The sequence below is a fragment of the Nocardioides solisilvae genome (assembly GCF_003194625.1).
Taxonomy (GTDB): Bacteria; Actinomycetota; Actinomycetes; order Propionibacteriales; family Nocardioidaceae; genus Nocardioides; species Nocardioides solisilvae.
Map to the genome: position 1 here is coordinate 729,748 of NZ_QHKX01000001.1, position 12,769 is coordinate 742,516.

Consider the following 12,769-nt stretch of genomic DNA (forward strand, 5'->3'; position numbering starts at 1 on the left):
AGAGCGCGATCTCGGAGCCACCCGCTGAACGGCAGGATCTCGGGTGCATGGAATCGGGAGCCACCTTGGCAGAAGTCACGCTTGAGGACCTTGTCGTCTCCTACCGCAAGGCGAAGGTTGACTGTTTCCTAGCCACGGACCAACGCGCACTCGAACTGGCGGCATACGAAGACGACCTTGAGCGGAACCTTCGGCGACTTCTCAGGCTGATCCAATCCAGCGACGAGCACTGGGTCGAGACTTCCAACTTCGTCGGAGGGTTTACAGTCAGGCCGAAAAGCATTGGATTGCAGGATCGTCCTGCCTCGTCCTACTGGTCGGATCCGACCGAAGACTGGCAATACCGGGCGGAGCGCGCCCAAGAACGTCCACGAGCGCGATTCCGTCTGATGGCGGCATGCAGCATCGACTTCCATGTGTTCTCTACGCTTTGGATGTTGAAAGTTGGCACGCTTCTAGATGGTCGACTGACCGAGGATGCCTACGGGAGCCGGCTGCGTCGTGGACATAGCGGTGGGCCAAACTTGCTGGGGCACGGGTCGTTCAAGCACTACTACACGCCCTACCAAGAGTGGCGTGACGCCGGCTTGGAGGAGATGACGAGGGCTCTCGATGCTGGCGAGTCGGTCGTTGCGCTGACAGCAGACGCCACTTCCTTCTATCACGCTCTCGATCCCGCCTTCCTGCTCGACCGGCGCTTCTTGGACGAGGTGCTGGGGGTTCGCCTTAATTCGGACCAGCGGCGCCTGAACCGGCTCTTCGTGCGCGGACTCCAGGCGTGGGCGCGCCAACTTGGCTCGATGGGATGGTCGCCCATCGGTTTGCCCGTTGGTCTTCCTGCCTCGGCCGTCGTGGCGAATGTTGCGTTGGCAGAATTCGACGAGATAGTTCAGCGCCTCGAGCCCCGCTACTACGGACGGTATGTCGACGACATCATCCTGGTGATGGACGACGACGGGCGTCTGCAGGATCACGACGCGATCTGGGACCGTGTTCTTCGACTGTCGGGGAGTCACATCCGCCGCGTCCGCGAGCCGGGGGCCGGCGGCGCTGTCGCATTCTCGCCGCCATACTTCAATGGGGTCGAAGTTCGATTCGAGAACGAGAAGAACAAATCATTTCATCTGACAGATCGCAGCGGGCGGGCACTTATTGACTCGATCAAGGCTGAGATTGCGGAGCGGTCCAGTGAATGGCGAACCCTGCCTACGGTTCCAGGCGACTCGGCCGCGATTAGCGCCAAGGTCGCGAGGGCGGCCCGTCGCGACGGATCAAATGCTGCAACGCTCAAGGACGCGGACCGCGTCTCAGCCCGTCGGCTGAGCTTCTCACTCGCACTGCGAGATTTTGAAGCCTATGAGCGCAATCTTGATCACGACGCGTGGGCGGCTCGGCGGATTGAGTTTTTCGACGCCGCACTTGAACACGTACTGAGTCTGCCCGCCTTGTTTGACTTGGTTCCTGAACTACCACGCCTGGTGCAGCTTGCGGCCGCGTGCGGCGATGCAGACTCATTAGAGCGGCTCGTGTCCACGCTTATGCGACTGCCGGACGAAGTGGAGCGTACGTGCGATGTCCAGCTTGCCTACTACAGCGTTGAGGAGAGCCAGCCAGAGATTGCAGCGCTATGGGCCGAAAGCCTTCTACGGTCCATCGTGGAATGGCTCACGGTCGCTTGGAACGACAGCCTGACAGCGAGCGACACAGAGCGAATCTTGAGGCCGTTGGGTGCGCTCGCCCGCGAATACCGCGTGTCGCTACCGGGTGTCAGTGCGCTTCGGCGTGATCATCGGCGGCTTGGGTCTCGTGACCTCGCGCGTCAGCCATATCGATGGGCCGCGCTTAACCTCCCCCGACCACCCGGCCGAGATGAAGTCCCCGAGCCACTCAGTATCGCGGGCCTGCCGCTGCCGCGCGCTGTCGTCGAGGGGCTCGATGCGCTTGGCGACGCCATGGATGAGGAGCACGCCGCGAAGGCATTCCGCGGCATGGCAGGAGGCGATGTCGCTGGACTGGCATTTTCGACCCGTCCCCCGACGGTCCTCGAGGTCTATATGGTTGTTCACGGGCGAGGGAGCCGGCTCGGAGTGCCACCGCGCCGGCTGATCAACTCCATTCTGCGCGCGGTCCGCGGCTATCCACCCCTGAGCGACCTTCCCCGCTTCCGCCGAGCGAGCGACTCCGATGCGGCTGCCGTCGTTGTCCCGCTGTCTACTACTGGATCTACGCGGCGGATCGCAGTGAGTATGTTTGCCACGAACGAGAAGCACGCCAAGGCGGCCGCTTCCGGCAACCCGCATCTCAGTGTGGCGCGGTTCGACCAAGTGAGCCGGGTGCTGGACAGCCTGCTGCGCCAGCCCGGGCGAGCGCACTACCTTCTTCTACCGGAGCTTGCGCTCCCGCCTCACCTCTTCACTCATTTCGCTCATCAGCTGCGAATCAGACGCGGGCCGAACCTTGTCTCGGGCGTTGAACATCAACCCAGCGGACCCAGCACCGTCGCCAATCAAGTCTGGGCCGCGCTGGAGATGAACGGGCTGGGCTTTCCGACGTATTTCTACAGACAGGACAAGCAGCGACCTGCGAACTTTGAGGCCCGGTTGCTGCACGGAGTGGGCAAGAGCCTCAGCCCACTAAATACGTGGGACGTGCCACCGGTAATCGTCCATGGCGAGTTCCAATTCGGCCTGCTGGTCTGTAGCGAATTGACAAATATCGCCCATCGGGCCCATCTGCGCGGACAAGTCGATGTCCTCTTCGTACCTGAATGGAACCCAGACCTTGAGACATTCGCAGCTCTTGTGGAATCAGCTGCGCTAGATATGCACTCCTTCATTGCCCAAGCCAATGATCGCGGACACGGTGACTCTCGAATTCGTGCGCCGATGAAGGACTCCTGGCTGCGCGACGTCGTCCGACTCCGGGGTGGTGACCGCGACTACATCGTGGTCGGCGAGATCGATTTCCATGAGTTGAGAGCCTTCCACGCGACCCGCTTTGATCCTTCTTGTTGCAGCCCGGCCAAGCCGCTCTTCAAGCCACTGCCGGACGGGTTCAAGGCGGCGTCAAGTCGCGACGCAGTGCCGCTAGGGACGTGCAACTGCGTCGCTGACAAGTGCACGCCCGACTGTGCGTGCTCCGAGGGCGCCCAAGGCAAATGATCAGTCCTTCGCCCGTCGAGGGTCCGCCTGCCTATATCGCGAGCAGATGATGCATCGTGACGCATGCGAACACGTCGCCGATCAGACCCGTGGCCCATCTGGGCTGCGGGACTCATAGGCTGGGCCACCAGACGGCCTCCATTAAGGCTACGGTCGCCTCTCGCGCCATGCCTCGTACGTAGCTCCGATCTTCTCGGCCAGCGCCCGGTCGCGATCGAGCGTGGCGTGCTGATAGATCGCCATGGCGGCTTGGGAGGCGTGGCCGGCTCGCGCCTGCAACTCGGCGGCAGTCGCTCCGTGCTGGCCGGCTAGGGTCAGGGCGGTGTGGCGCAGGTGGTGGATGGTCAGGTCCGGGCGGCCGGCCGCCTCGCGCGCGGGGCGATAACGGTCCATCAAGTAGCGAACACTCATGTGGTCGGTGCGGTCGCCGGGGAAGAGCAGCCCGGCTGACCCGGCAGCGGTGTGCTCGAGCAGGTGTTTTTGCAGCATGGGAAGGAACGGCGGCGGGATGTGCACAGCACGGGTTCCGCTTGCCGTCTTAGGTGCGCTGATGACCCTCCCGCACTCGCGGCAAGCGCCGTTGGCCCCAGGGATGACGTCCTTGTCGACCTTGCGGGTCACGCTGATGCGGCCGCTGACCCCGTCGACGTCCGAGCGGCGCAGCTCCAGCAGTTCGCCCTGGCGAAGGCCAACGAAACCCGCTAGGACAATGAGCAGGCGTAGGCGGTCGGGCATCTCGTCGACGATGATCGCGAGCTCGTTGAGAGTGGCCGGCACGGCTACCCGCTTCACTCGCGATGAGCCGGCGCCGCGGATCTTGGGGGGTGCGCGGAAGATCAGCTCTTCCTCCTCGGCGGACTGGAGGATCGCCCGGAGAAGCCGGTACGCGGCGGCGTTGCTGGACTCGGTGACGGGGTCGAGCGAGGCGCGCCACTGCTTGATCTCCGACAGCGTTACCTCGGTCAGCGGCATCTCCTCGAAGTACGGGAGGATCCGAGACTTCAGCAGTAACCGATAGTTGCGCTGGGTCGTCGGCCGCAGCCCCCGCTCGTTCAAGAAGCGCTCCGCGAACGAGCCGACCGTGTTGCTGGCCGCGGCGGCCTGGCGCTTCGACTCGGCCACGCTCCGCGCGGCCGGCGGAGTCCACTCCTCGCGGTCGATCAAGAGCCGCTCGGCGACGAGCCACGCCTCGGCGTCCATCCTGGTCGTCAGGGTCCGTGAGTGCCGGGTGCCGTCGGGCATGGCGTAACGCGCCCGGTGCGTCACCTTTCCGGTCGCGCTGACCCGGCGCTCGACCTCGCCGAACCCGCGTCGCCTGGCCATCTCGAACCCTTCTCCCGCCCCGGTTCCTAACCCCCTGCTGGGTTGTCAACGGGAGTCCCTGTGGGGGACTGGTGGGGGAAAGAATGGCCCCTGTGGGGGAATCTTGTCCACTCCCGTCCAGTGTTTTCGCAGGTCAGAGCCATAGTGCGCCTATTCCGAGTCGATTTGCAAGCAGGGGGTTAGGGGTTCGAGTCCCCTAGGCTCCACCAACCGAACCGGGTCTGCGGAGGATCGCAGTCACCAGGTGACCGGGATCCTCCGCAGACCTCCTGGGCGTGACCGTCGCTCAGTGCTGGCCGACGAGCGCGTCCTCGTCGCGAACAACGGTCGCGGCCCGCTCGGCCTTCTCCCGCTCCCAGGCCTTCCGGGCGACGAGGACGCTCACCGCCAGGGTGGCGAGGATCAGCGGGACGTCGACGACCCAGGGGAGCCCGCCGAAGCTCGAGACCACGGTGATGCCGTTGGTCAGCACGACGAGCCCGCCGACCATCGTGCCCAGCGGGGCGTGGGGCAGCCTGCCGGCGAGGCGGGCGGCGATCGGCGCCATGATCACGCCGCCGAAGGAGAGGCCGATCACGGCCAACCAAGGGATGTCCTGGTGGGCGATGCCGACCAGGAAGCCCATCGACACCGACACGGCGACCATGAACTCGGCGAGACTCACGGTGCCGACGACCTTGCGCGGCTCGTGGGCGGTGACGGTGAGCAGGCTGGGAGTGACGACCGGCCCCCAGCCGCCGCCGCCGGTGGCGTCGACGAAGCCGCCGAGCAGGCCGATGGGGGAGAGCCAGCGGGCGGTGCTGCCGTTCCTCGGCGCCTTGATCACGCTGCGCCCGAAGCCGAACTTCGCGAAGATCACCAGGCCGAAGAAGATCAGCAGGCCCGACATCCAGGTCTTGGCCGACGCCAGGCTGATGTTGGTGAGGACGACGGCGCCGAGGAAGCCGCCGACCATGCCGGGCAGCGCGATCCGCACGAGGACCCGGCGGTCGACGTTGCCGACCTGCCAGTGCGACAGGCCGCTGACCAGCGTCGTCGGCAGCTTGGCGGCGTGGGTGGCGGCGCTCGCGGTGGCGGGCGCGACGCCGAGGAAGAGCAGGACCGTGGCCGAGGTGACCCCGAACCCCATCCCGAGGGTGCCGTCGACCAGCTGGGCGAGGGCGCCCGCGAGGGCGAAGGCGGCGACGAGGAGCATGAAGGGGAACCTTTCCAACAAAGTCCGGTAACTCGCTTAAGTTTGCATGACAGAGCAAGAAACGTCGAGTCCTCGACCGAGGACACGCCGTGGCGTCCGTCTCACGGAGCACCGACGCCGTCGGACCGCCCAACCGACCGGCTGGGCGAGCCGCCTACCCTCGGGGGGTGCCGTCCCACCCGCTGCTGCGCCCCGTGGCCTGGGGGGCGCACCTGCTCGCCCTCGTGCTGGTCACGGCCGCGGTGCTGCTCGGCCTCTGGCAGATGGGGTCCTGGCAGGAGCAGCGCAGCGACGCCGCCGCGGAGCGGGCCGAGCTGCCGCCCGTGCCGCTGGCCGAGGCGATGGGGCCCGACGAGCCGTTCCAGAAGGACCAGGTGGGCCGGCCGGTGACGGTCTCGGGCACCTGGGTCCCCGAGGGGAGCGTCGCCGTCTCCGACCGGCGCCAGGACGGCGAGACCGGCTACTGGGCCGTCACCCCGGTCTCGGTGTCGGCCCCGGAGTCCTCGACCGGCGGGCAGGCCGCCCTCCTCGTGGTCCGCGGCTGGGTCGCCGACCTCGAGGCGCTTCCCCCGGCCCCCGAGGGTGACGCCGAGCTGTCCGGGTGGCTGCAGCCACCGGAAGGGGCGGCTGGGGTCACCGACGAGGACCGCACCGACGACGTCATCCCCCAGCTGCGGATCGCCGACGCCATCCAGCACGTCGACCAGGACCTGTACGGCGCGTTCCTGGTGCTCGACCACGACGGTGCCGCGGGCCCCGTGGTCGACGGCCTCGTCCCCGCGGACCTCGCCCAGCTCCCCGACGCCGCGCGGAGCACCGGCCTGCGCAACCTCCTCTACGGCATCGAGTGGTGGGTCTTCGCCGCGTTCGCCGCGTTCATCTGGTGGCGCTGGTGCGCCGACGAGGTGGCCCGCGGGCGCGTTGCCGAGGACGGGTAGCCTCGGGGCGTGAAGGCAGCACTCACGCGGTACCGCGTCATGGCCTGGGTCGTCGGCGTCCTGCTCGTCGTCCTCTGCCTGGTCGGCGTCCCGCTCTCCAACTTCGACGGCACCGAGATGTGGGGCTTCGTCCCCACCACCCCGAACTGGTTCGACGAGGGCAGCCGGGCCGACGAGCTGGGCGAGTTCATCACCGGCTGGCTCGGCACGCTGCACGGCTGGCTCTACATGATCTTCCTGGTCTTCGCCTTCTCGCTGGCCCGCAAGGCTCGCTGGAGCCTCGGCTTCATGGTCGCGACGCTGGCGATGGGCACGGTCCCGCTGCTCTCCTTCTGGTCCGAGCGCCGGGCCACGGCCAAGGTCCGCGCCGACTTCGCCGACGAGCTCGCCGCGGAGCCCCGCCGCCAACCGGTCGGGTAGTCCGCCGGTGCGCGGGCAAGGGGGCCGGGGGTGACCACCGCGTTCGTGCTGGGCGGCGGCGGCGTCCTGGGCGCCGTCGAGGTGGGCATGCTCCGCGCGCTGCTGGAGCGCGGGATCGTCCCCGACCTCGTCCTCGGCACCAGCATCGGCGCCCTCAACGGAGCGCTGGTGGCCCAGGACCCGACCCCCGACGTCGTCGAGCGGCTCACCGGGTTGTGGACGACGGCCGCGCGGACGCGCGAGGTGTACGGCGACCGCCCGATGCGGACGGTCCGCCGGGCGCTGTCGACCCGCACCCACGTCTACTCCTCGCGGCCCCTCGCCCGGCTGCTCCGCGAGGAGCTGGGGGAGGCCACCTTCGAGGAGCTCCCGGTGCGGCTCCAGGTCTGCGCGGCCCACATCGAGCGGGCGGCCGAGCACTGGTTCGACTCCGGCCCGGTGGTGGAGGCGGTGGTGGCGAGCGCCGCCGTGCCGGGGCTGCTGCCGCCCGCCCGGATCGGGGACGACCACTACCTCGACGGCGGCATCGTCAACTCGGTCCCGGTGGGCCGCGCGGTCGAGCTGGGCGCGACCCGGGTCTTCGTGCTCCAGGTCGGGCGGGTCGACCGCCCGCTCCGGGCGCCGGCGAAGCCGTGGGAGGTCGCCCGCGTCTCCTTCGAGATCGCCCGCCGGCACCGCTTCGTCCGCGAGATGGCGGCGCTGCCCGACGACGTCGAGGCCCACGTGCTGCCGGCGTCCGGCACGTCGGCCCGCGACGACTCGCTCCTGGCCCACCGCGACTTCGCGAGCATCGAGGCGCGGATCGAGGCGACGTACGCCACCAGCCGCGACTACCTCGACGCCCACCTGGGGCGCAGCCCGTGAGCCCCCGGGCCGCCTGGCTGCTGCAGCGCTGCGTGGTGGCGCCCGCCACGCTGGCCCTCGCAGTCCTGGCCTGGGTCTCGCTGCCGCTGTGGCTGGTGGCCGCGGCCGCTCTCTCGCCGCTGCTCCCCGGCCGGTGGCGGTTGCTCCGGCTGGGGTGGGTGGCGCTGCTCTACCTGACGGCGGAGGCGCTGCTGCTCGCCGTCCTGCTCTCGCTCTGGCTCGCCAGCGGCTTCGGCCGCCGGATCCGGACGCCGTACTTCGCCGGCATCCACTACGAGCTGGTCGAGGGGGTGCTGGTCGTGCTGTTCCGGGAGGCGCGGCGGGTGCTGCGGCTCCGGGTGCGGACCGTCGGGCCGGCGCCGGACCGGTTCCCCGACCGGCCGGTGCTCGTCTGCTGCCGGCACGCCGGCCCGGGCGACTCGTTCACCCTGATGTACGCCCTCATGCACTGGTACGCACGCGAGCCGCGGGTGGTGCTCAAGGACACCCTGGCCTGGGACCCGGCCATCTCCGTGCTGCTCAGCCGGCTGCCGGCGCGCTTCGTCTCCCCGGGCGGGGGCGAGGGGCTCGAGGAGCAGGTCGGCGCGCTCGCCCGCGGCCTGGACGCCGACGACGCGTTCGTGATCTTCCCCGAGGGCGGCAACTTCACGCCCGAGCGACGGGAGCGCGCGATCGCCCGGCTGCACCGGCTCGGCCTGCACGGGATGGCGGAGCGGGCCGAGCAGCTGATCCACGTCCTCGCACCCAAGCCCGGCGGCTTCCTCGCCGCCCTCGACGCGGCGGAGGAGGCCGACGTCCTCATGGTGGCCCACACGGGGCTCGACCACGTGCTCACCGTCGGGGACGTGTGGCGGGAGCTGCCGATGGACAAGGAGATCGTGATGCGGTGGTGGCAGGTGCCCCGGGACGAGATCCCCGACGACCGGGACGCCCGCATCGAGTGGCTCTACGACTGGTGGGCCAGGGTCGACGACTGGGTCGCCGACCACCGGCCCACCGAGCTGGAGCGGTCCGCCGGGGACGGACCGGCCGGGGTCAGGGCCGCGGGCCGTCGCCCGGGACGTCGTCGAGGTCGATGACCTCGGCCGGCGCGTCGGGGGTGGTCGCGGCGTGCGGAGCCTCCGCGGCGTCGGCCAGGGCCTCGCCCGGGTCGGCACCGCCCTCGTCGTCACCGGCGGCGCCGCCGACCGTCCCCGCGGTGCCGCCCGTGGCCACCGAGGTGCCCGCGGTCGCGGTCCCACCCGGCGTGGTGCCCGGGGGAGGGGTGGGGACGTAGGAGCTCTGCCACTTCTCCTCCTGGCCGCCCCGGAGCTTGCTGAAGACCACGCCGCCCGCGACGGCGAGCGCCGAGAGGACCAGCACCTTCTTGAGGGTGCCGCCGCCCTGGGACTTCTTCTCCTCGGCGCGCAGCTCGGCCGCGCGCTGCGCCGCCAGCTGACGGGCGGCCTGCGCCTTCACGGCGGTGGCACCGGCGGCCTTGACGGCCCCCGCCTCGGCGGCCTTGGCCGCGGCCCCGGCGACGACGGCGGCCTTCCCGGCGGCGACCTGCGCCCGCTCCGCGGCGACGACGGCCTTGTCGGCGGCGACGATCTTGCCGTGGGCCAGCAGCGGGGCCGCCTGGGTGCGGGCCTCCTGCGCCTGGGTACGCGCGGTCTCGAACGCCGCCTCCACCTGGGGTCGGACCTGCTCGGCGACGTCGTGCGCCCGGATCTGGGCCTTCTCCAGCAGAGTCTTCTGCCTGCGGATGCGCATCTGATCAACCTTTCCTGGGGGATTTCCCATCCCACCACGGGGATCCTCGGGTCGGACAGGGCTCCGACCGCACCTCGGACCTCTTGGGGGACGTGGGAGGATCGGGCAGCAACTCCACGTGTACCCACTTGAGCGAGAGGCAGTCATGGCTGACCCGAAGGCCACCCTGAAGACCAACATGGGTGACATCGTCATCAACCTGTTCCCCAACCACGCCCCGGAGACCGTCGACAACTTCGTCGGCCTGGCGGAGGGGACCAAGGAGTACCGGGACGACGCCGGCCGCTCCGGCGAGCGCTACTACGACGGCCTCGGCTTCCACCGAGTCATCGACGGCTTCATGATCCAGGGCGGCTGCCCGCTGGGCACCGGCACCGGCGGCCCGGGCTACACCTTCAAGGACGAGCCGCACCCGGAGCTCGTCTTCGACAAGCCCTACCTGCTGGCCATGGCCAACGCCGGCCCCGGCACCAACGGCTCCCAGTTCTTCATCACCGTCGGCGCGACGCCGTGGCTCAACATGAAGCACACGATCTTCGGCGAGGTCGCCGACCAGGCCTCGCGCGACGTCGTCGACGCGATCGCCAAGGCCCCGACGGGCGCGATGGACCGCCCCAAGGAGCCGATCGTCATGGAGTCGGTCGAGATCACCCGCTGACGAGCCACCCGACTCCGACCCGAGCGCGACGCGAGCTGACTGCGCCGTGAACGAGCCCGTCCCCGCGGCCGGGGTGCCGGTCTGCCACCGCCACCCCGACCGCGAGGCCCACGTCCGGTGCCAGCGCTGCGGGCGGCCGATCTGCCCCGACTGCATGCGCGACGCCGCGGTGGGCTTCCAGTGCCCCGCGTGCGTGAGCGAGGGGGCCCGCTCCACCCGCACCGGCCTGGCGGCGTACGGCGGTCGTCGCTCCGCCGATCCGCGTCGCACGTCGCTCGGGCTGATCGCGCTCAACGTCGCCGTCTGGCTCGCGGTGATGGGCACGGGCGCGCGCGACTCGGGGCTGCTGGCGCGGCTGATGCTGCTGCCCCGGGGTCGCTGCACGGTCGAGGGCGACGCGGGCAGCTACTACCCCGGCGTCGAGGAGGCCCGCTGCTTCCTGGCCCCCGACGGGGTCTGGTCGAGCGGCCTCTCCGACGGCGCCTGGTGGATGGTGGTGAGCCACGGGTTCGTCCACGTCGACCCCTTCCACCTCCTGCTCAACTGCCTGGGCCTCTGGGTCCTCGGCCCGGCCGTCGAGGCGGCCTTCGGACGGCTCCGGTTCCTCGCCGTCTACCTGGTGGCGACGCTGGCCGCCGGCGCGACCATCTACTGGCTGGCCGACCCCGCCGGCAGCACGCTGGGCGCCTCGGGCGGCGTCTTCGGCCTCATGGGCGCGCTCGCCGTGCTGACGCTGAAGGTGGGCGGCGACCTGCGGGGCGTGGCCACCCTGCTCGCCGTCAACGTCGTCTTCACGCTCACCTTCCCCGGGATCTCGTGGCAGGGCCACCTCGGGGGGCTGGTCGGCGGCGCGCTGGCCGCCGCCCTGCTCATCTGGTCCCCGCGCGGTCCTCGTCGTCCGCTGTGGCAGGTCGCCGGGTTCGCCGCGGTCGCCGTGCTGCTGGCCGTCGCCTTCGTGACGCGCACGCTCGCCCTCACCTGACGTCGTACGCCGCGCCCGCGCCGCACGTGACCGGCCCCGACCCGCCCCGGGTCGGGGCCGGTGCTGTCTCCACAGGTGGGGAGAACCTGTGCATAACTACACCGGTGTAACTCTCCACAGCGTTCTCCCCAGATGTGCAGAACGCCCGGCCCTTGAGAGGGGCCGGGCGTCCGTCGGAGTCGCGCGTGGGAGGCGGGGTCACTCCCACTTCGTGGCGTAGGTGAACCCCACGGCCATGAAGGCGATGCCGACCATGAGGTTGTAGTTGCCGAGGTCGTTGAAGACCCAGAGGTCCTCGAGCTTCTCGCCGCTGAAGATGTAGAACGTGCAGATCCAGACGAGGCCGACGAGGAACGAGCCGAGCATCCCGACGACCACGCCGTTGCCGCGCCCCAGCGGGGTCGAGGGAGCGGACGCGATGGCGAGGCCGAGCAGCAGGGCGCCGAAGCCGATCAGGTAGTTCCACCTGCCCAGGTCGGCCATGAAGGCCGGGGAGCCGGGCTCGCCCGGGGGCACCGCGCCGGGGTCGACGCGCACGGCGGCGTAGTAGTAGGCGATCCAGGCGATGCCCGCGACGACGAGCAGGACGGAGAGGACGAGGGCCCAGGGGAAGGACCTCCCGGTCTTCTCCTGGGTGGTCTCCCGGCTGGCGTGGGGCTTCGACACCGTGGGTGCTCCTCGTGGATCGTTGGTGGGCGGAGGCTAGCGTAGTCGTCATGGAGCCCGAGACCGACGCGTCCCCCACGGGGAGGCCGTGGCGGTTCGGCACGCCGGTGGTCTTCCTGCTCAGCGGCGTCCTCTTCGTGGTGAGCGCTGCCAACAGCGAGGGGGGTGACCTGCGCCCCGCCCGCTACACCGACCTGGCCTCCGTGGTCGAGGCGGAGGCGGAGGAGGCCAACGCGCTCAACGCCCGGATCGCCGAGCTGACCCGGGAGCGCGACGAGCTGACGCAGAGCATCGGCGACCGCAACGTCGACCGCGTCAACCAGCAGGTCGACGTCATGGAGGACCCGGCCGGCCTGACCCCGCGCTCGGGACCGGCGGTGACCGTCGTCCTGGACGACGCCCCCGACGAGCTCCTGGCCGAGGCCACGCCGGAGACGGCCGACGACCTCGTCGTCCACCAGCAGGACCTGCAGGCGGTGGTCAACGCCATGTGGCGGGGCGGCGCCACGGCCGTCACCCTCCAGGGGCAGCGGATCATCTCCACCACCGGCATCAAGTGCAGCGGCAACACCGTCCAGCTCCAGGGCGTCCCCTACTCGCCGCCCTACGTGATCACCGCCATCGGCGACCAGGGCGACGTGCTGCGGGCGTTGGAGTCCGACCCGTTCGTCGGGGCCTACCGCCAGGACGCGCTCGACCCCGCGGTCGCGGTCGGCTGGGACCTCACGGTCGAGGCCTTCAAGACCGCGCCGGCGTACTCCGGCCTGCTCGACCTCGCCTACGCGAAGCCGCTCGACGGCTGACCCGGGC

12 protein-coding genes are annotated in these 12,769 nt (G+C 69.9%); 8 read left to right on the forward strand and 4 right to left on the reverse strand.

Features of this window, described 5'->3' with window-relative positions; all coding sequences use genetic code 11:
• Positions 1-47 precede the first annotated feature (47 nt).
• Positions 48-3,161 (forward strand): Reverse transcriptase, encoded by a 3,114-nt coding sequence (locus DNK53_RS17345; protein ID WP_162599752.1) that lies wholly within the window; start codon positions 48-50, stop codon positions 3,159-3,161.
• 147 nt (positions 3,162-3,308) lie between these two features.
• Here the strand turns inward: DNK53_RS17345 and DNK53_RS03480 are convergent, their stop codons facing one another.
• Positions 3,309-4,484, reverse strand: coding sequence for a tyrosine-type recombinase/integrase (locus DNK53_RS03480; RefSeq protein WP_110180862.1), 1,176 nt, complete (start codon positions 4,482-4,484; stop codon positions 3,309-3,311).
• Between the two features lie 286 nt (positions 4,485-4,770).
• A complete protein-coding gene (locus DNK53_RS03485) occupies positions 4,771-5,679 on the reverse strand; it encodes a sulfite exporter TauE/SafE family protein (RefSeq protein WP_110180863.1) in 909 nt (302 codons plus the stop codon).
• 167 nt (positions 5,680-5,846) lie between these two features.
• Between DNK53_RS03485 and DNK53_RS03490 the strand changes: the two genes are divergently transcribed.
• From DNK53_RS03490 to DNK53_RS03505, 4 genes are read left to right on the forward strand one after another with little or no spacing between them, the layout of a single operon-like run.
• Positions 5,847-6,617, forward strand: coding sequence for an SURF1 family protein (locus DNK53_RS03490; protein WP_110180864.1), 771 nt, complete (start codon positions 5,847-5,849; stop codon positions 6,615-6,617).
• Between the two features lie 9 nt (positions 6,618-6,626).
• A complete protein-coding gene (locus tag DNK53_RS03495) occupies positions 6,627-7,037 on the forward strand; it encodes a DUF3817 domain-containing protein (RefSeq protein WP_110180865.1) in 411 nt (136 codons plus the stop codon).
• Between the two features lie 30 nt (positions 7,038-7,067).
• Positions 7,068-7,901, forward strand: coding sequence for a patatin-like phospholipase family protein (locus DNK53_RS03500; protein ID WP_110180866.1), 834 nt, complete (start codon positions 7,068-7,070; stop codon positions 7,899-7,901).
• Positions 7,898-8,980 carry a 1-acyl-sn-glycerol-3-phosphate acyltransferase gene (locus tag DNK53_RS03505; RefSeq protein ID WP_110180867.1) on the forward strand — a complete coding sequence of 361 codons (1,083 nt, stop codon included), beginning with the start codon at positions 7,898-7,900 and terminating at the stop codon, positions 8,978-8,980. Before DNK53_RS03500 ends, DNK53_RS03505 begins: the two co-directional genes overlap by 4 nt.
• On the opposite strand, the gene DNK53_RS03510 is transcribed toward DNK53_RS03505, so the two are convergent.
• Positions 8,937-9,653: a hypothetical protein gene (locus tag DNK53_RS03510; protein WP_110180868.1), complete on the reverse strand. Its 717-nt coding sequence runs from the start codon at positions 9,651-9,653 to the stop codon at positions 8,937-8,939. The two genes, DNK53_RS03505 and DNK53_RS03510, sit on opposite strands and share 44 nt — an antisense overlap.
• A gap of 145 nt (positions 9,654-9,798) precedes the next feature.
• Between DNK53_RS03510 and DNK53_RS03515 the strand changes: the two genes are divergently transcribed.
• Both DNK53_RS03515 and DNK53_RS03520 read left to right on the forward strand, forming a co-directional pair.
• Positions 9,799-10,311, forward strand: a complete 513-nt coding sequence (locus DNK53_RS03515) for a peptidylprolyl isomerase (RefSeq protein WP_110180869.1) — start codon at positions 9,799-9,801, stop codon at positions 10,309-10,311.
• 46 nt (positions 10,312-10,357) lie between these two features.
• Positions 10,358-11,293 carry a rhomboid family intramembrane serine protease gene (locus DNK53_RS03520; RefSeq protein WP_239456337.1) on the forward strand — a complete coding sequence of 312 codons (936 nt, stop codon included), beginning with the start codon at positions 10,358-10,360 and terminating at the stop codon, positions 11,291-11,293.
• Between the two features lie 198 nt (positions 11,294-11,491).
• Here DNK53_RS03520 and DNK53_RS03525 read toward each other — a convergent pair whose 3' ends face one another.
• Positions 11,492-11,959 (reverse strand): cell division protein CrgA, encoded by a 468-nt coding sequence (locus tag DNK53_RS03525; RefSeq protein ID WP_110180870.1) that lies wholly within the window; start codon positions 11,957-11,959, stop codon positions 11,492-11,494.
• 50 nt (positions 11,960-12,009) lie between these two features.
• On the opposite strand from DNK53_RS03525, the gene DNK53_RS03530 reads away from it, so the two are divergent.
• Positions 12,010-12,762 carry a DUF881 domain-containing protein gene (locus DNK53_RS03530; RefSeq protein ID WP_110180871.1) on the forward strand — a complete coding sequence of 251 codons (753 nt, stop codon included), beginning with the start codon at positions 12,010-12,012 and terminating at the stop codon, positions 12,760-12,762.
• Positions 12,763-12,769: the final 7 nt, after the last annotated feature.